This is a genomic window from Thalassospira profundimaris, assembly GCF_003326755.1.
Lineage (GTDB): Bacteria > Pseudomonadota > Alphaproteobacteria > Rhodospirillales > Thalassospiraceae > Thalassospira > Thalassospira profundimaris_B.
Genome location: NZ_JPWH01000006.1, coordinates 1 through 18115, shown reverse-complemented (window position 1 = coordinate 18115; position 18115 = coordinate 1). Strand labels below are relative to the sequence as shown.

Here is an 18115-nt window from a genome sequence, read left to right as displayed (position 1 = left end):
GATGTCCAGCCCCGAAGTAAGACGTAATGTTATTGTTCTTAGTCTTTGTGTCGCATTGTCGGCGAGTGCGATGTCGCTGTTATTTACCGTGGCCGCGGTAATTGGCTATTCGCTGGCCCCGGATAAATCCTTATCGACCTTGCCGGTGTCGGCAACCATGATTGCGATGATGCTCACCACCGCGCCGTCGGCCTTCATGATGAAACGGTTTGGCCGCAAGGTTGGTTTTTCCGTGGGTTGCCTGATTGGTATGTGCGGGGCCTTTTCGGGGATGGGGGCGGTTTATTGGGGGAATTTCTGGCTGATCTGTGCTGCCGGTGCCTGTATCGGCTCTGCCAATGCCATTGCCATGCAGTACCGTTTCGCCGCGGCCGAGGCCGCCCCGGCAGAATTCCGCTCGCGCGCCATTTCACTGACCATGCTTGGCGGTGTCCTCGCGGCATTTATCGGCCCCAATCTTGCCAGTCATGCCCGCAACTGGGTTGATACCATTCCGTTTTTGGGAACGTTCGTTGCGCTTTTTGGATTGCAGCTATTGCTGATGCTGGCCATTGCCCAGTTGCGCCTGCCTGAAACCCACAAAAAAATACATGATGAACCCGCCCGTCCATTGGGCGAAATTTTCCGTATGCCCGGCGTATTGGTCGCCATTGTGGGGGCAGCACTGGGATATGCGGTTATGAGCTTTGTGATGACGGCAACGCCACTTGCCATTCTTGATTGCAATTATGTCTTTGGCGATGCCGCCTTTATTATCCAGTGGCACGTGGTGGGTATGTATGCGCCGGGCTTTTTTACCGGCAATCTGATTCGCCGGTTCGGATCGCTGGTTATCATTCAGGCAGGAGCGGTTTGCACGCTGGTTTGTCTGCTATTTGGATTAACCGGGATTGACTTGATGACGCATTTTTGGCCGGCACTTGTATTACTGGGCATTGGCTGGAATTTCATGTTTGTCGGTGCGACGACGTTGCTGACGGAAAATTACCGTCCGTCGGAACAGGCCCGCGTGCAGGCGATCAACGAATTCGCGGTGTTTGGCACGGTTGCGGTCGCATCGCTTTCGGCCGGGTCAATTTATGCCGGGGCAGGGTGGTCGGTTTTGTTAATGTCGGCTGCTTTGCCTGTTGGGTTGGTGATGCTGATTGTCGCGATCTATGCGCTTTATAAACGCCGGTTAAAAGCAACCGCAGTATAAAGCAAGGCCGTAAAAGCGCCAATCCGCCCTTTTTGCAAGGGCGGATTGGTGAAATTTGTGGTGTGTTTACTGGCGAATAGAACGCAGGAATTCGCCAACCTGGTCGCGCAATTTGTCACCATTTTTTGCCAGTTCCGATGTTTCACTCTGAACATGGCTGGCAGCTTTGCCGGTGTCGTTGGCCGCCTCGGTCACAGATCGAACATTGGCCTGGGCAGATTCTGTGCTTTGCACGGCCTGATAGACACTGCTTGAAATTTCGCGGGTTGCAGCACCCTGTTGTTCAACGGCCGAGGCAATGGCGGTTGAAATCGCATCGACCTCATTAATGGTGCGCGAAATGTTCTGAATGGCCTGCACCGCGTTTTGGGTTTCCTCCTGAATTGCCCTGATCTGATTGGCAATTTCCTCGGTTGCGCGTGCTGTTTGAGTGGCGAGGGTTTTGACCTCCGAGGCGACCACGGCAAACCCTTTACCGGCGTCCCCGGCCCGGGCGGCTTCGATGGTGGCATTCAGGGCCAAAAGGTTGGTTTGTCCGGCAATGTCGTTAATCAGTTTGACAACGTCACCAATTTTCTGCGCCGCAGTTGCCAGCGCTTCAATTTTGTTGTTGGTTTCCACGGCTTCTGAAACGGCGGTATTGATAATTTGGGACGACTGGTTGACGCGTTTGCTGATGTCATCAATCGAGGCCGACAATTCCTCCGTGGCCGAAGCAACAGACTGGACATTTTCGTTTGTTTCGTGAGAAGCGGAGGCCACAATGTCACACAGACTTGCGGTTTGTGTTGCCGTTGATGTCATTGAATGTGCCGCTTTGTCGAGCGTTTTGGCGGATTCTGAGACCGCCTCCACAAGTCTCCCCACAGAGGCCTCAAAGGCGTCAGCCAGTTTCTGGCGCATTTCGTCCCGTTCTGCTTCGGCAACTTTGCTGTCATGAACGTCAACAAGTGATCCACACGCGCGTCGAGGGATACCTTTTGAATCCTTTACCGTGCCGCCGGTTGCCCGAAACCAGCGATAGGAACCGTCTTTGACCTTCAGGCGGTAAAGAACGTCATAGGTTTTGCCCGTCTCCAAAGCATTCCCGAAGGCGGCAAATGTGGGATCGACATCGTCCGGATGCAGACGGTCTGACCAGGAGTGCACAACGTTGGGAAATTCCTTTTCATTATCAAAACCGCACAGGCGACGAAATTCTGGTGTCCAGGTCCATTTGGACTTCGGGTGCATGGCATCGCCATTATGAAGAATCGCATCCCACAAACCGACCCCGGAATGACGCGACAGAATTTCCAGCCATTCGATTTTCTCGGCTGTTTCGGGTGATGGTTTTAAAAACGCCATTTGATATGCTTTCCGAAGTTTTGAACATTTTCTCCCTACCACGACCCGTACTATACAAAGGAAGTGGTGATTATACTTTCGTTATATGGAGAATGATCAAAACCGGTTCAAGGTCTTTGTGTTTTGCCATCATTTTTTCGGGGGTGTCGTTCGGCGTTACCGGTTTAGCGTCCTGTCATGATGTGCAGGGCATGGGACCTAAATTCGCGATTATAGAGAATGACGATGACCCATGAGGAACCGATCATAAATGCAATCGGGTGGTAAAACCAGGCAAGGGCGGAAAGGGCAAAAAAGTAGGCGCGGATGCCGCGATTGAAGTTATGCGCCGACATCATGCTCATGCGGGCGGCCTGTGCGGCAATATTGGGGCCTTTTTCATCGCTGGTTTCGGGAGTTGCGCCAATCAGGATGGAACAATAGTTCGACAGCCGGAATGCCCATGTGAATTTGAAAAAGGCATAAATAAAGATCAACATCAGGAAGACAACCTTGCCATTCCACAATAAGGGCGTGGACGCGGCGGCATAGGGTAGGGTGGCTACCAGCTCGATCCCTTCTTTGCTGTAACCAAGAAGGGCACCTAAACCAACCAGAACCAGAATCGTTGTTGATGAGAAAAAACTGATCCCGGTAATCAGGTTGCTGGCAATGGATGTATCAATCATCCGCAAATTGCGTTTGCGCATCTGTTCCATCCAGCGATGGCGGTTATGCGCCATTACAGCAGAAATGCTTTTGCGTCGTCTTGTGCTGCTGTCGGCGTAAAACGTATAGCCTGCCCACCAGCACAGTGCCCAGCAAAGGGCCAATACATCATGTAGTGCTGTTATAACCATGTATGTTTTTCTTCCCCTGTTTCTGGTTGCGGAGCATATCATCGAATGATGCCAATGGCTTTGGCATTTCTTCTCGCTGATGAAACCAGGGCGGGTTATGTTTGTCGCTATGGATGACAGATGACGAATTGCTGAAAATCATCTTCGGCGGGTTGTTTTCTGCCCCGGGAAAGAGTATCAGCGGCGCAAATTTAACGGAGTAAATATCCCATGAGCGACCTTGATAACGACCTTGGCGAAGAAGATGTTGAACTGGCCGAATTTGAAGCACATACCGAAGCGCTGATCGAAGAAGGTCGCAGCAAGGACGATGTGTTTGAATTTGTCGGCTATATGAACATCAACGAAGTCGGCACCCACATGATTGCTGCCGAAATGGTGCTGGACGAAGACGACATCGATCAGATGAGCAAGACACTGCGACAGTTGGAAGTCGATTTGAAGCCACTGGGCGAATTGACCGGCGGGCTTAAGGGCGGCGAAGATGTTAAACGTGCCCTGGCTGCCCTGTTCCTTGAACTGGTTGAGCTGTGCGAACTTGACGACGATGATGAAGATGCCGGCGAGTTGAGCGAAGAAGCCCTGTTGCTGTTGAACTTCATTAAACGGTTCAATCCGCAAATGCGCCGTCTGACAGTTGCGTTGACCGATACCGATGATGATGACGTATCGTGCGAATATGAAGTCGCCAACTGGTAACGGGTTAAAGGGCGGGTAACGCAGTTGCTTGCCACTGGCCAATAAATTCGATACCCCAAAAAGGCAGCATGGATAATTGTGCTGCCTTTTTTCTTTTACGGAGCATCACGGTGAGCCAGGAACGCCCGGTTTCAATGAATATGAATGATGAATTGGTCCGGGGCGAGGAACGCCTTGCAACCTGTTTGGCGCGCTATGCTCAGGGCGAGGCACCGTTCCCCGAAGGACAGAAACTGCTAAGCTGGATTGGCGACAACCAGGATCAATTTGCCTCGGTTTTATCGTTTGATCTGAAAACATGTCGCAAGATCGTTTATGATTTTAGCTGCAATGGTGATGTCGTAATCGGCGGCACCAGTGATCCGGCCCGGCAGACGGAACTGATGTTTGCACAAATGGCAGCACAGAATGCGCCGGTTGGTGTTGGTCGCTATCGCGAGGACCGGATCTGTTATCAGTCACCCCAATTCAAAGTCGGCGGAGAAGCCCGCTCACAACATTTGGGGATCGATCTTTTCCTGCCTGCCGGAACACCGGTTTTTATGCCGCTTGATGGTGTGGTGCACAGTTTTGCCGATAATGACCTGCCGCTGGATTATGGGCCCACCATTATCATGGAGCATAATCCCGAACCGGGCATTACCTTCTGGACCTTGTATGGGCATCTGAGCCGGGAATCGCTTGTGGGGCTATACGAGGGCAAGCCCTTTGCCAAGGGTGAAGAGCTGTGCCAGTTTGGTGATTATCCGATTAACGGTGACTGGATACCGCACCTGCACTTTCAGATCATTTTTGATTTGCTGGGCAAACGCGGAGATTATTTTGGCGCGGCAAAACCGTCGCAATGGGATGTTTGGGAGGCCATTTGTCCCAATGCAAACCTGATTTTGCAAATGCCCGAAAATGTAACGGCCAGTCGGCAAGGTGTGTGACATGACCCAGCCCCGTTTAAAAGCCGGTATCTGGGTGCGTGGCCAGATCGGGATTTGCCAGGCCAATGGGATTACGGCAATGGTTGTGCATAAAGGGAACGAGGATGCCGGGGCGGTTTTGTTGAAACTAAACCGTTTTGACAAAGGCTGTTTTGTATATTCGCGGGTGACCACGATGGAGGGTGAACTGGGATGGATGCAGGTCGCCGGTGGTGAAAACGGCGACCGCGAGTGCGAAATGCAGTGCGATGATTATTGCCGACGGCAGGTTTCTTTTGACCGTGATGTTTGGGTATTAGAGGTCGAAGATCACAAGTCGCAATATGAGCTTGATGCGCCAATTATTGAGTTTTGACATAAAAAAAGACCCGCAACTCATTGCGAGTCTTTAATTTTAGCGCAGCGTTAAATCAGGCAGTACGCTGCAGGATGTGATAACCGAAATCGGTTTCAACCACGTCGGATACGGTGCCGACTTCCATGTTGAACGCGGCCTGGTCGAATTCCGGCACCATCATGCCACGGCCAAAAAAGCCAAGGTCGCCACCCTGACGGCCCGACGGACAATCGGAATTCGCCTGGGCGATTTCAGCGAAATCAGCGCCATTATCGACCTGGGTTTTCAGGTCTTTAATCAGGGTCAGGGCTTCGTCCTTGCTGCGCGAAGCGGTGGAGCGTGCGGAACCGGCATACATCAGCAGGATGTGGGACGCGCGAACTTGTTCACTCATGACTTTTTCCTTTCAAACCGGCATTCCACTGTTGCGAAGTGCCGGAAATCTGCAAAATTTCAAAATTATGGGAATTGCCATAGCGGGGACTTTCCCATAAGCCTTGTGGCTTGTTACGACAAAATGATCCGCGATGAAAGAGAAGAGGCACATAAATGCTTGCTGTTGTTTCCCCGGCAAAGAAACTGGACTTTGAAACACCGGCACCTAAAATGCCGGTTAATCAGCCGGTATTTCTGGATGATGCCGTCGAACTGGTTGAGGTGGCGCAAAAAAAGACCCGCCGTGATTTGATGAATTTGATGGGCATCAGCGAGGATTTGGCCGAATTGAATGTGCAGCGATTTGCCCATTTCAAAACGCCATTTACCCCGGAAAATGCCAAACCGGCGGTTTATGCCTTTCGCGGAGATACCTATGTCGGACTCGATGCCGATAATCTGAGCCAGGAAGATCTGGACTGGGCGGAGGATCATTTTCGGATGCTTTCGGGGCTCTATGGGGTGTTGCGTCCGCGCGATTTGATGCAGGCCTATCGCCTGGAAATGGGCACAAAGCTGGAAAATCCGCGCGGCAAGAACCTGTATGAGTTCTGGGGCGAGAAAATTGCCCATCACATAAATGATCTTACCCGCGATCATAAAGATCGCACCCTGGTGAACCTGGCCTCGAACGAATATTTCAAGGCCGTGAAAACCAAATTGATCGAAGGCCCGGTGATTACGCCGGTTTTTAAGGAAATAAAAGGTAACACGGCCAAAGTCATTGGCTTTTCAGCCAAGCGTGCCCGTGGCATGATGGCGCGATATATGATCCGGAACCGGTTGGAAAAGCCTGAAGACCTGAAATCGTTTGACATGGACGGTTACGTTTATCGCGATGACCTGACGGACGGGAATGACTGGGTCTTTACGCGCACCCACGAATAATGTAGTGGCCGTGATCTTAATTTTTTCACCATTAAAGTGAGCGATCAGATGAGCGACGATCATCTCGAGCAGCCCGACGATGAAAATCATTTGCCAGAAGCACATCCTTTTTCGGGGTATTTGCGGCAGTTTTTTCGCGGGCCAGGCCGGTCGCGCAGCCTGACACGGGAAGAGGCCTTTACGGCCTTTTCCATGATTCTGCGTGATGAAGTCGATCCGATTCAGCTTGGCGCTTACCTGCTGATGTTGCGTTATCGCGGGGAAACCCCCGAAGAACTTGCCGGCATGATCGAGGCCGTGCGTGAAATCGCCCGCCTGGAACCCGATGAAAGTGATATTCCCGAGGCCAGCCATCCGATGATTGATTGGCCATCCTATGCCGCCGGGCGTACACGTGGGTTGCCGTGGTTTGTGCTGTCAGCCCTGCTTTTGGCACAAAACAAAATACCGGTTTTGATGCACGGCTATAATTCGCATCTGGTCAAAGGTATTGGCACCGAAGCGGCCTTTAAGGCCCTGAAATTGCCAACGGCCATGTCCGCCGAAGAGGCGAGGGCCGATATTGCCTCACATGGCATTGCGTATTTGCCGCTGCGTCATATTCATCCCAAATTGCAGGAATTGATTGGTCTGCGGCCGTTGTTGGGATTGCGCAGTCCGGTAAACACATTGCTGCGTTTGCTAAACCCCTTACAGGCGAAGGCGGCGTTTTTGGGCGTGTTTCATCCGGCATTTCTTGATGTGCACCGCGAAACGGGAAAATTGCTGCATTTGCCGCGCATTGGCGTGATCAAGGGCGGTGGCGGCGAGGCAGAACGCACGCCTTACAAGCATGTTGATTTGCGACTGCTGGATAACGGTATTCTAAGTGATCTGCGCTGGCCTGCCAGCCTGGCACGAACGGAAAAGCCCGAAGAGGATGCCACACCGGCAAAGATGGATCATTTCCTTGGTGTGTGGCGTGGCGAGATCGAAGACGCCGATGCCATTGCCAAGATCAAGGGCAGTGCCGCAATGGCGGCCTATCTTGTCGGACGGGCGGATTATATTGACGAAGCCGAAAGCCTTGTAGAAGGCTGGTGGGATAACCGTCAGATCAAGCGGTAATCACCCGAGGCGGCTTAAGGAAGCAAAGACAGGGCAGGGGCGATGAAACCCCTGCCTTTTTGTTAGAATGACGAGCCTGGCTGTTTCAGGAAATCCAGTTCTTCCGCGCTTGAGGTCCGCCCCAGAATTTCATTGCGATGCGGGTAACGGCCAAAACGGTCAATGATCTGTTTGTGTCGTTTTTCGTAATCCAGGTTTTCTTCAAGGCCCGGTTGATCAAACAGGGTCAGGGCTACCTCGTGAATGATGTCGGATTCAGAATGCATATAGGGCATATATAAAAACAGTCTGTGCTGCATATTTGACAGGGCCTGGTCGGCCTTGGTTCGCACCGCTTCCTGTGCCAGTACAAGCGCCATTGCATCGCTGGCAAAGGATTGTGGCTGGTCGCGGTACATATTGCGCGAAAACTGATCGAGGATGATAATTTCGGCAAGGCGGCCCTTGGCGGTTTTGCGCCAGTCAAACAGTTCGCCCCTGGTGGCGGCGGCATGATAATCGGCAAAACGTTCGCTTATATGCCGGTCGAGTGCCGTATCCTTTTCAAACCATTGTTTTTTCGTCAGTTCCTTAAACCAGAAATGCAATATCTCGTCCGGGTTCATCGTGGTGCGTCCTGTCGGGATTTATGTTTATTGCGGCGTATCAGAAACAAGTTTGCCATTTTGCAGCCGGATCTGGCGTGTCGCAACCTGCTTTAGGAACGCATGATCATGCGAAATGATCACCATTGCCTGGGGCAGGTTTTGCAGGATTTTTATCAGCCGGATCTCTACATCCTGGTCAAGGCCGGTGGTTGGTTCATCAAGCAACAGGATTTCAGGCTGCATCGCCAAAACGGTCGCGAGCGCCACCAGGCGCTTTTCCCCGCCAGAAAGATGATGCGTGATGCGGTTTTCAAACCCCGATAAACCAAGATCGTGCAGAGTCTTGCGCGAAATTTCCAGGGCATCGGCATCACTCGCCCCAAGGTTAAGCGGGCCAAAGGCAACATCTTCCATCACGGTCGGGCAAAAAAGCTGGTCATCGGAATCCTGGAACAATAACCCGGTTCGGCCGCGAATGGCGGCGAAATCCTGCTCGCTTGCGCAGGTATTTTGCAGGATGCGGACCGTGCCGCGATCTGCTTTGCGCAACCCCATGATGATGTGAAACAGGGTTGTTTTACCTGCACCATTGGGCCCGGTCAGCGCCACCCGTTCACCACGACGCAAATCGAAATCGGCATGATCCAGTATTGACCTGGTATTGTTGAAAGAAAAGCAGATATCACGCAATTCAATCAAATCATCGGCGGGCATAGAACCTCCAGCGTGATAAGGGCGGCCCAAACCGCCAGCATTGCCAGACCAAACAGAAAATCGCGTCGCGAAAGCCGGGGCAGGCGGGCAAAATGATAATGTCCGTGAAAACCCCGGCATTTCATTGCCCATATAATGCGTTCGGAGCGTTCATGCGCCCGCACCAGCAACATACCCACCAGATAGCCAATCATTTTCCAGCTATGACGGCTGGTTTTCAGGCGAAAGGCACGGGCGCGCATGGACTGGCGAAGACGCAAATATTCATGATGCAGTACATCAATGTAGCGAACGGTGAACATCATCAGGGTTGTCAGCTTGATTGGCAGATAAAGGCCCGTCATGCCACGTCCAAGCTCCGTGCTGCTCATATTGCCTAAAAAGGCGATGATACCGCACATCACGGCATTGGCCTTTAACGCGATCATGACGGCGCGATAAAGGCCCTGCCAGGAGGCATCAAAGCCCCATAGCGTGAACATCACATCGCCCGGATAGGTAAAGGGCAGCAATATCAATGTTGCCACAATAAAGCCATCCATCGCCAGGATGCGATGCAGTGATTTTCGCCAGTCCGGTTCGGAAAATGCCATCATGAATAGGGCCAAGATGATGGTCGCCGTCACGGCCTGCCAACTGGCAAATGAAACAACGGTGATCGCCAGAATGATCGTTGCAGTGATTCTGACACGGGGATCGAGTTTGTCGGTGCGATTACCGGCTGTTAACTTGCCTGCCGGTGTCAGAATGGAATTTTTAGTCATTCTGGCGGGGTCGATACGCGCTTTCGGGCCTGCCACCAGGCAATTGCCCCGAATATGCCGATAATAATGCCAAGGCCGCCAATGATATCGGAAAAACGCACCTTGTTTTCATAGGCGACAATCTGTTCGCGCAGCGGATTAACCTGCTTTGCCACGGCATGGCTGACAAGGGTGGATAATTGTTCTGCCGTGATGGATATGCGCTGGTTTTCCGGTGCTATCATGTTGCCGGTCGGGGCCGGGCTGGCATTTGGCGACAGATCAATATCAGTGTTTGGTGCGTCTTCTGTGGCATTCAGGGCGACAACCGATGCCGGGCTGGTGGCGGTTGCCTTGGGCAGGTCATCGGCAAGTTCGCTGGATTTCACGATATAGGACGCCGCATGTCCGTCACCGGTATTGGCGCGAATGGTGTAATCGTCAAGGTGATCAACCCGAAGCCGGAATTCGCCATTGTCATTGGTTTGTCCTGTGAGCAGGACCTTGCCATCGCTGCCTTCGATGGAAAGGTCAGCATGGTGGGGCCGGGCCCCGCCGCCAAAATAGGCATAGCCTTCAATAATATCGCCATCCCCAAGGGCAAAAACATGAAAGCTGTGTGCATGGGCACGATCGGGGGCAAGGGCCAGTAAAACAGCAGCCAGCGCAATGATAATGGCCGTGCCCTTTATGACTGGTGTCTTAAAGCCGGCCACACAGTGATCGATGATCGTGCGAAATGGCATGGATATGATCTCAGGCAGTGGCACGGGAGGATGCGCCCGAAAGCAACAGGGCCGGGCGCACCTTTTTGATCAGGGAGAAGGCCGCCGCTGTCAGGAAGCCTTCGACCACCATGATGGGAATATTATTGATGAAAACCAGCTTTGCGGTCGCCAGAAATTCCTGGCCGCTCAGGGCAAGGGACAGGCCGACCATGACCGCACTCAACATGATGGAGGAAGCCCCGGCAGCAAAGGCGGCAACAGCCATGATACGGCCATCTACCCGGGCAAGAAACGGGCTGAATATCAAACCGACCAGAACCGCAGGCAGCGCCATATTGACGGTATTCACCCCCAATACAGTAATGCCGCCAAAGCCGAAAAATACCGCCTGAAGCAAAAGAGCAATGAACACCGCCGGAAAAGCCGCCCAGCCCAAGATTAAACCCAACAGACCATTCATGATCAGGTGAATGCTGGTTGGTCCAATGGGAACATGAATAAGGGACGCCACAAAGAACACCGCACTGAGCAAGGCAGTGCGCGGCATATTTTCAATGGTGATGCCGCGCAGACCATAAGCAATGCCGCCCACTGCAATGACGGCACCGGTCACAACCACGTCCGTTGACAAAACACCATCAACAATGTGCATTTGATCGTCCTTAATAGTGGCTTGGTTGTTGTTCCAACCGGCACGGGGGGCAAAGAAACCGGATTGCAGGAGGTTTATACGCAAAAAATCCGTATGCGATGACCGGTTTCAAATTTTCTGAATAAAAATCAGCGTAGCGACGGAAACTGTTGAAAGTCAAGAGTCACAACGCTGATTTTCATATTTTTCCTGGAAACTTATGATAGTGATATTTTTGGCAAGTATTTGTTTATATGATGTTTTTCTATCGTTGATACCTTCTGAAATATATGTGCCGCAAAGCGAAAAAGGGCCGGTCTAATTTGCCGTTTTGACCGGGTTTTCGGTTTTGACCCACAAGACGCCACCGCGTTCAACCGGCACATTTTCTTTGCCGTCGGGTGTTGGTAAAGTGCCATCTTCAATCAGTGCGGCAAAAACCCACCATCCAGCCCACGGGGCGGTATAGGTGAAGGTGCCGTTGGCATCAGCCTTGATGATTTGGGTGGAAAAGCTGCCATTTGGCAACGTTATGCTGCCGTCATTTTTGAATTCAACTTCAATTTCGGCAAAGGGCACGGCTTTCCCATTATGCTTTACCACGCCGGAAAAGCTGTTGCCGGCCCAAAGGCCATAAGGGCGCGTCAATGGTTCGATTTCAACGGGAAATCCCACCATCTGGTCCCAGTTGCTGCCGTCACCAAAGGCATCAATGACCGTTTTGGTATATTGGACGATATATTTGCCCTCGGCAGGTTCATAATAGGGCTGTGGTTCCAGGTAAAACACATATCCCGCCGGACGGGGCAGGGTGACATCGGCCTGATAGGCTTCTTTACTGTCAACGTCGTGGCGCATCAATTGATCGGACAGGTCGGTTTTTTTGCCATCCACCTGCATTCCGAATTGCACCGGACGTTTCATTTCCATTGTCGGTCCCATGTCGGTCGGATGGGTAAAAATCATGTCAAAATGAACATTTTTGCCGGTGGTCTGATCGACGACATTGGTCGAGGGAATCAGTTCCTGGAAATGGGCCTGTGCGGTCCCCGAAAGCATTGACGAAACCGCAATTCCGGCAAAGATCGCCGCAAGAGTACGTGGTTTTATGGCATGCATGAACTTGACCTTCTTTGATGGACGCGAGCATTGGGAACGAACGCTAGATTTGTGAAGAACAATCGTCAAGCTATTGAATTCATTTTATCATAAAAAATGTTAAAATGTATGATTGTGGGGTGGTTCATATGATCTGCGTCGCACTGGAAACTTTGCGCAGATGTATATGACACTCCTTAAAAGTGTTATTTTATAAGTAATACGGTTTATCCGAGTGTAGATGATGGTATGATTCGCATAAGTTCAACCAGATTGGGCATTTAGGGAAAAAGGGGGATGGCCGTGCTACGGATGGTCTATGTTACGCCAGATGGCGGGCGACACTGGGTGGATAGTGAATGGCGCGATACCATGACATTGCGCGATGCCATTGCCGATAGTGTTGCGGGCGATTTGATCCGCCTTTTACCCGGAAGTTATTTTTTGCCCGAGGCAATTGACCTGCCGTGTGATGGAACGCCGGAAGAACCCATTATCATTCGCGGTGAACATGGGGCGGTTATTGACGGGCGTCGTCCGCCTGACCCCGAGGTTTCTGCCACCAGCCCGGGGCCGGTGCGTTATGCGGCCTTTCGGTTGATCAATCGCCGCCATATCCGGCTGGACAATATTCGCATCGAACGTTGCTGGCCCAGTGCGGTTTACATGCAAAACAGCCACCATGTTACCCTCAAGGAAATGCAGATCATTGGTGGAACCTATGCCTTTTACGCGGATGGTTCCGGTTGCCATCATATTTCGGTGGTGCGCTGTAGCTGGGTGCAGGATGACAGTCTGTGGCGTTACATTAATTGGGCGATGGTCCATGATGGCGAGCTGGTACCGGGCGAAAAAGCACCATATCGTTATTTAAATGGCGCGTTTTTTGGCAGCAATAATATCCGGGGGGATATTGTTATTCGTGAGAATGACATTCGCCATTGTTACAACGCGATTCGGCTGGATATTTCCGATCAAAATGAAGATGCGCCCTTGGGCCAGTTCAATTGCAATGTTGTGATTACCCGTAACCGTTTTTCATTTGTGCGCGATAACCCGGTAGAGCCCGAAACGGTCGCGGTGAACTGGTGGGTGAGCTATAACCAGCTTTATAACTGCCATAAATGGTTTTCCCAGGACGGCGTGAAAGGCGGTTTTTGGTATTATTTTGGTAATCTTGGCTGGTTTGATTCTCGCCCTGGGCCCGAAGGGGATGAAAATAATGGCGGGGCGGTTTTCAAATTTGGCAAAGATCCGGAAGCCTTGCCAAGCCTGCCGTTCGAGACCTTTCACAACAGTTTTTATCTGCGCCAGCAATATGTGAAAAAAGGAACTACCAGCCAGTGGTGCCATCGCCGCAATGCAATTGGGTATGCCGATAGTGCCGAATTGCCGCCGGGATTGATGACACCCGGACAGCCGTTTTTGGGCGAGGATCTTGAACTTTCGGCACAGGAAAACGTCTCGTTTGACGGGGATTTGTGTAATCACCCGACTTTTCCCGCGGTATTTGATCGGTATCCCGGTGTTTATCTGGGGGGCTTGCCGGTTGAGGGCTCCATTTTTCGTGCCGGGATCTGTGGCGATTTGGCCCTGTTGCCAGGCAAGGCAGAGCCTTATGACCAGCCATTGGCGGTACCCATGCCCGATGGGACCGTTTGGCGTTCGGAAAATGGTTTGATGCCCGGCGCGCTGGATGGTAATCGCCTGTTTGCCGGGCCGCGCTATCGCCCGATTGACCCGGCTTATTTGCAGCAATGTTTGCAGGGCGGGGATTAGGCATTTATCAGGGGCAACAGGCTGCACCCGCGTAAAGCGGCTACAGCCCCACATAATGCTGACGTTAGCGTAAATTTATTGACTTTGACGTAGATAAGGGGCGATGGTGTAGCGACAGTCCCGAGCATAAGAAAAACAGATGAACGACAAGCTTTATAGCATTACGGAACTTGCCGAAGAATTCGATATTACGCCACGCGCCATTCGTTTTTATGAAACCAAGGGCCTGTTATCGCCCCAGCGCGCCGGCGCAACACGTGTTTACAATTACCGCGACCGTGCACGACTGGTGCTGGTGTTACGTGGCAAGCGTCTGGGTTTTACGCTTGAGGATATCAAGGAATATATCGATCTTTATGATGCGGAGCGCAGCCATTCAGACCAGCTTGCACATTTGATGCTGGTAGGGCGCAAACGCATTGGCGAGTTGGAGCAGCAGCTTGAAGATGTGCAAACGACACTGGGGGAGTTGCGCAAAATTGAAGCTGAAGCGCGTGACGCATTAAAGGCTCGTGGCCTTGACCCCGAAGAAGCGGTGCAAAATCTCGGTCGTAAATTACCGGCAAAGGCCGGGGTGTGAAGTTGCATTAACCTATTGAAATATCAGAATTATAAATGTTTATCATATAAAGTACCCCGTCCGCGATATAAACGGACGGGGTGTTTTTTGGTTTGTCTGACAAAGTGATGTTTAGTGCTGGTTTAGCGGCAGTTTGACTTCAAAGACTTCTTCATCCTCAAGATATTTGCGCGTAAAGCCCAATTTCTCACACAGTGTCAACATCCGGCGGTTGGAAGGCAGGACCTGTCCGATGAAGGTGCCGACACCCTTGGCGCGGCAAAATTCGATCATTTTTTCCATCAGAATGCGGCCAAGGCCGCGCCCCTTGATGTCTGAGCGGACCATGATGGCGTATTCGGCATATTCATTGTTGGGGTCAATGGCAACCTGGACAATGCCATGAATGTCGCCCTGGGCAGTCCCGTCGGGCACGGTCGCGACAAAGGCCATTGCCCGGTCGTAATCAAGCTGGGTTTGCCGGGCCATTTCCGAATGCGGCAATTCGCGCACCGATCCAAAGAACCGGAAATGAATATCCTCCGGCGTCAGTTTGGACATGAAGGCGTAATGTGCGGGTTCGTCTTCGGGTTTGATCGGGCGCAGCATATATTCCGTGCCGTCTTCCAGGACGATTTCCTGCTTTAAGTGACGTGGATAGGGGTGGATCGCCAGTCGTTTGTCTTCGCTTTCCACCTTGGGCGTTACCTTGATGCGGGCATCAAGGGCAATAACCCCTTTCTGGTCAATCAAAAGCGGGTTCATATCAAGTTCGACGACTTCACCCAAATGAACCACCAACTGCGACAGGCGCACCAGCGTCATGAACAGTTCTTCAAGATTGACCGGCGGCACATCGCGATAGCCCTTCAGCAGGTTGTAAATGCGTGTGCCTTCCACCAGTTCGCGGGCCAGTTTCATATTCAGCGGCGGCAGGGCCATTGCCCGGTCGCGGACTACTTCGACCTCGACACCACCATGACCAAACAGGATGACGGGGCCAAAAATGGGGTCTGTGGTCATGCCGACAATCAGTTCGCGGGCGTTACGCCGTGTCACCATTTGCTGGACGGTAAAGCCGCGCAGGCGGGCATTGGGGAATTGCTCGCCGATGTTTTTCAACATCTTTTCGCCAGCATGTTCAACTTCTTCCGCGGTTTCGAGGTTCAAAACCACACCGCCGACATCGGACTTGTGGCTGATGTCGTTTGACAGGATTTTAAGGGCAACCGGAAAGCCGATTTGCTTGGCCGTACTGACTGCTTCGGCAACATTTTCAACGGAAATGGTTTTGACCGTATTGATGCCGTAGCATTCCAGCACCTGCTTTGCCTCGGGTTCGGTCAGCATGTTGCGGCCCGAATGAATGGCGGCATGAATGATCTGGCGGGCCTTGTCGGTTTCAGGGGTGAAATCCTGTGGCACCGAAGGCGGCGTTTCCATCAACAGGTCTTGCAGTTTGCGGTAATTGACCATGTGCTGAAAGGCCGTCACGGCGTTTTCTGGCGTGCGATATGTCGGTATACCTGCGGCATAAAACAGCTTGCGCGCTTCGGTGACGGTGGCTTCGCCAACCCAGTTGGTCAAAATGTTTTTGCGGGTGTCTTTGATGGCATCAATCACCCCGCGTGCCACTTCCACCGGGTCGGTAATGGCGGTTGGGGCGTGCATGACCAGCAGACTGTCGATATTCGGATCGTTCAAAACCTGCTTAATGGCACCGGCATACCGTTCGCCCGGTGCATCGCCAATGATGTCAATCGGGTTGGCGTGGGACCAAGTATCGGGCAAAACCTTGTTCAAGGCATCAATGGTGCCGTCTTCAAGGTGGGCCAATTGGCCGTGCTGTTCGATCAGGGAATCGACGGCCAGGACACCAATACCGCCGCCATTTGTAATAATGCCCAGCTTGTCCCCCTTGAAGGGGCGCATGCGGGATAGGGTTTCTGCCGCCGAAAACATTTCCGAAACGGTATAAACGCGCAAAACGCCAGCGCGCTTGATGGCGGCGTCAAACACGTCATCCGCCCCGGCAAGCGCACCCGTATGCGATGCGGCAGCGGCGGCCCCCTCGGCAAAGCGGCCAGATTTGATGCACAGGATCGGTTTGTTGCGCGAAGCGGCCCGTGCTGCCGAAATGAAGCTGCGGCGTTCGTGAATGGATTCGATATAGAGCATGATCGCCCGGGTTTCCGGGTCTGAACCCAGATAATCAATGACGTCGCCAAAATCGACATCATCGCATTCGCCTAGCGAAATAAAGTGCGAAAACCCGACACCGCGAGCGGCGGCCCAGTCCAATACTGCGGTGCACAATGCGCCCGATTGCGAGACAAAGGCGATTTTGCCTTTTTCAATGCTTTGATGGCTGAAGCTGGCATTAAGACCAATGCCGGGAACCATCAGGCCAAGGCAGTTGGGGCCAAGCAACCGCATTTTGTTGCGTGCGGCCGTTTCCAGCATGGCCTGTTTAACCGTGCGGGTTTCGTCATGCGGGGTAGAGCCCAAACCCGCTGTCAGCACGATAGCAGCCTTGCAGCCTTTTTGATCCAGGCATTCCATTACCGGAATAATGGCCTTGGGTGGCACGCAAATAACGGCAAGTTCCGGGACAACCGGCAGGCTTTCAACATCCGGATAGGCCAGCACGCCCCCAATGGACTGGCTGCGTGGATTAACCGGCATGATCGGCCCGTCAAAGCCACCTGCCAGCAGATTGCGCATGATGACCTGCCCGACAGAATGCGGGCGATTGGATGCGCCAATAACGGCGACCGAGGACGGTTTGAAGAGATGTTCGAGATTGACTGTGCTCATAACCGAATTCCCGCTTTGCTGTCGGAATGGACTTTGTGCAAATGCACATACTGCGTTATGTAACCCGTTTTCGGTTCAAAATGATCCGATTAGAATAACTGTTTTTCGCAGGTGCGGAAATTATGTTGTTTGGCGTTTATTCGCCTTGTTCTGAATCAAAAACGGTGCAGACTTCATATTTCTGGCACAAAACATGTTGGGGCAGGGTGAAGTAACGAAGCCTGGAATGCAAACAGCTTTAATGAAGGTGTTCGCTGTGGTCATGATCCAGGTCGTGGCGTTCGGAGTCTTCAATCCATTGTTCCACTTCTGCCGCACTGCTCATGGCAAGGGCGATGGCAACATCATTGTGAACATGTTCGAGACTATCAAACATCGGGCACCAGCCAAAGGCCTGAATGCGCTCGTCCGTGGTTGAGGCGATGGTATAAAGCTCGCCATCAATCGGATGCACGGTGCCGTGAATGACATCGTTTTCCCCCATGATCAGCCAGCCGTCGGTTGATCCGGCCAGCGTGCCCAGTTGAACCTTGCGCAATTCGATATTTGCAATTTTCATTGGTCAATTCCTTTTGGCCTGTGGTGAAAAACGGTTAACGCCGATCAAACGAAAAAGGGACCGAACAAAATGTTCGGCCCCTTTTTAATTGGCTCCGGCAGCAGGACTCGAACCTGCG

General features: G+C 52.2%; 19 protein-coding genes. 8 read left to right on the top strand and 11 right to left on the bottom strand.

Annotated features, from left to right (window positions below):
- The first annotated feature begins 1 nt into the window (after nucleotide 1).
- Nucleotides 2-1198: an MFS transporter gene (locus tag TH25_RS08660; protein ID WP_114088038.1), complete on the top strand. Its 1197-nt coding sequence runs from the start codon at nucleotides 2-4 to the stop codon at nucleotides 1196-1198.
- Between the two features lie 66 nt (nucleotides 1199-1264).
- Here TH25_RS08660 and TH25_RS08655 read toward each other — a convergent pair whose 3' ends face one another.
- Both TH25_RS08655 and TH25_RS08650 read right to left on the bottom strand, forming a co-directional pair.
- On the bottom strand, nucleotides 1265-2545 hold the full coding sequence (locus tag TH25_RS08655; protein ID WP_114088037.1) for a methyl-accepting chemotaxis protein: 1281 nt from the start codon (nucleotides 2543-2545) through the stop codon (nucleotides 1265-1267).
- Nucleotides 2546-2709: 164 nt separating this feature from the next.
- Nucleotides 2710-3384: a DUF599 domain-containing protein gene (locus TH25_RS08650; protein ID WP_114088036.1), complete on the bottom strand. Its 675-nt coding sequence runs from the start codon at nucleotides 3382-3384 to the stop codon at nucleotides 2710-2712.
- A 210-nt stretch (nucleotides 3385-3594) separates the two neighbouring features.
- On the opposite strand from TH25_RS08650, the gene TH25_RS08645 reads away from it, so the two are divergent.
- The 3 genes from TH25_RS08645 (at nucleotide 3595) to TH25_RS08635 (ending at nucleotide 5370) form a co-directional block, all read left to right on the top strand.
- A complete protein-coding gene (locus TH25_RS08645) occupies nucleotides 3595-4083 on the top strand; it encodes a hypothetical protein (protein WP_073954344.1) in 489 nt (162 codons plus the stop codon).
- Nucleotides 4084-4193: 110 nt separating this feature from the next.
- Nucleotides 4194-5015: a peptidoglycan DD-metalloendopeptidase family protein gene (locus TH25_RS08640; RefSeq protein WP_258549088.1), complete on the top strand. Its 822-nt coding sequence runs from the start codon at nucleotides 4194-4196 to the stop codon at nucleotides 5013-5015.
- 1 nt (nucleotide 5016) lies between these two features.
- Complete coding sequence (locus tag TH25_RS08635) at nucleotides 5017-5370, top strand: DUF1491 family protein (protein ID WP_114088035.1); 354 nt, start codon at nucleotides 5017-5019, stop codon at nucleotides 5368-5370.
- 55 nt (nucleotides 5371-5425) lie between these two features.
- Here the strand turns inward: TH25_RS08635 and TH25_RS08630 are convergent, their stop codons facing one another.
- Nucleotides 5426-5746, bottom strand: a complete 321-nt coding sequence (locus TH25_RS08630; RefSeq protein ID WP_114088034.1) for a peptidylprolyl isomerase — start codon at nucleotides 5744-5746, stop codon at nucleotides 5426-5428.
- A 155-nt stretch (nucleotides 5747-5901) separates the two neighbouring features.
- Here TH25_RS08630 and yaaA point away from each other — a divergent pair, with 155 nt between their 5' ends.
- The gene (gene yaaA / locus TH25_RS08625) at nucleotides 5902-6675 is read left to right on the top strand and encodes a peroxide stress protein YaaA (RefSeq protein WP_114088033.1); all 774 of its coding nucleotides are present in this window, start codon (nucleotides 5902-5904) and stop codon (nucleotides 6673-6675) included.
- Between the two features lie 48 nt (nucleotides 6676-6723).
- On the top strand, nucleotides 6724-7782 hold the full coding sequence (locus TH25_RS08620; protein ID WP_114088032.1) for a glycosyl transferase family protein: 1059 nt from the start codon (nucleotides 6724-6726) through the stop codon (nucleotides 7780-7782).
- Nucleotides 7783-7844: 62 nt separating this feature from the next.
- Here TH25_RS08620 and TH25_RS08615 read toward each other — a convergent pair whose 3' ends face one another.
- The 6 genes from TH25_RS08615 to TH25_RS08590 form a co-directional block, all read right to left on the bottom strand.
- Nucleotides 7845-8387 (bottom strand): DUF924 family protein, encoded by a 543-nt coding sequence (locus TH25_RS08615; protein ID WP_114088031.1) that lies wholly within the window; start codon nucleotides 8385-8387, stop codon nucleotides 7845-7847.
- Nucleotides 8388-8414: 27 nt separating this feature from the next.
- Nucleotides 8415-9083: an energy-coupling factor ABC transporter ATP-binding protein gene (locus TH25_RS08610; protein ID WP_114088203.1), complete on the bottom strand. Its 669-nt coding sequence runs from the start codon at nucleotides 9081-9083 to the stop codon at nucleotides 8415-8417.
- The gene (gene cbiQ, locus TH25_RS08605; protein WP_114088030.1) at nucleotides 9065-9847 is read right to left on the bottom strand and encodes a cobalt ECF transporter T component CbiQ; all 783 of its coding nucleotides are present in this window, start codon (nucleotides 9845-9847) and stop codon (nucleotides 9065-9067) included. The genes TH25_RS08610 and cbiQ overlap by 19 nt, the downstream gene beginning before the upstream one ends.
- Entirely contained in the window at nucleotides 9844-10572 is a 729-nt protein-coding gene (locus TH25_RS08600; RefSeq protein WP_114088029.1) for a hypothetical protein, read from the bottom strand. Before TH25_RS08600 ends, cbiQ begins: the two co-directional genes overlap by 4 nt.
- 10 nt (nucleotides 10573-10582) lie before the next feature.
- The gene (gene cbiM / locus TH25_RS08595; protein WP_114088028.1) at nucleotides 10583-11206 is read right to left on the bottom strand and encodes a cobalt transporter CbiM; all 624 of its coding nucleotides are present in this window, start codon (nucleotides 11204-11206) and stop codon (nucleotides 10583-10585) included.
- Between the two features lie 297 nt (nucleotides 11207-11503).
- Entirely contained in the window at nucleotides 11504-12304 is an 801-nt protein-coding gene (locus TH25_RS08590) for a DUF4198 domain-containing protein (RefSeq protein WP_114088027.1), read from the bottom strand.
- A gap of 276 nt (nucleotides 12305-12580) precedes the next feature.
- Between TH25_RS08590 and TH25_RS08585 the strand changes: the two genes are divergently transcribed.
- Both TH25_RS08585 and TH25_RS08580 read left to right on the top strand, forming a co-directional pair.
- A complete protein-coding gene (locus TH25_RS08585) occupies nucleotides 12581-14062 on the top strand; it encodes a right-handed parallel beta-helix repeat-containing protein (protein ID WP_114088026.1) in 1482 nt (493 codons plus the stop codon).
- Nucleotides 14063-14201: 139 nt separating this feature from the next.
- Complete coding sequence (locus tag TH25_RS08580) at nucleotides 14202-14642, top strand: MerR family transcriptional regulator (protein ID WP_114088025.1); 441 nt, start codon at nucleotides 14202-14204, stop codon at nucleotides 14640-14642.
- Between the two features lie 111 nt (nucleotides 14643-14753).
- Here the strand turns inward: TH25_RS08580 and TH25_RS08575 are convergent, their stop codons facing one another.
- Both TH25_RS08575 and TH25_RS08570 read right to left on the bottom strand, forming a co-directional pair.
- Nucleotides 14754-17438, bottom strand: a complete 2685-nt coding sequence (locus tag TH25_RS08575; RefSeq protein ID WP_114088024.1) for a bifunctional acetate--CoA ligase family protein/GNAT family N-acetyltransferase — start codon at nucleotides 17436-17438, stop codon at nucleotides 14754-14756.
- 238 nt (nucleotides 17439-17676) lie between these two features.
- Nucleotides 17677-17997, bottom strand: coding sequence for a hypothetical protein (locus tag TH25_RS08570; protein ID WP_114088023.1), 321 nt, complete (start codon nucleotides 17995-17997; stop codon nucleotides 17677-17679).
- Nucleotides 17998-18115 lie beyond the last annotated feature (118 nt).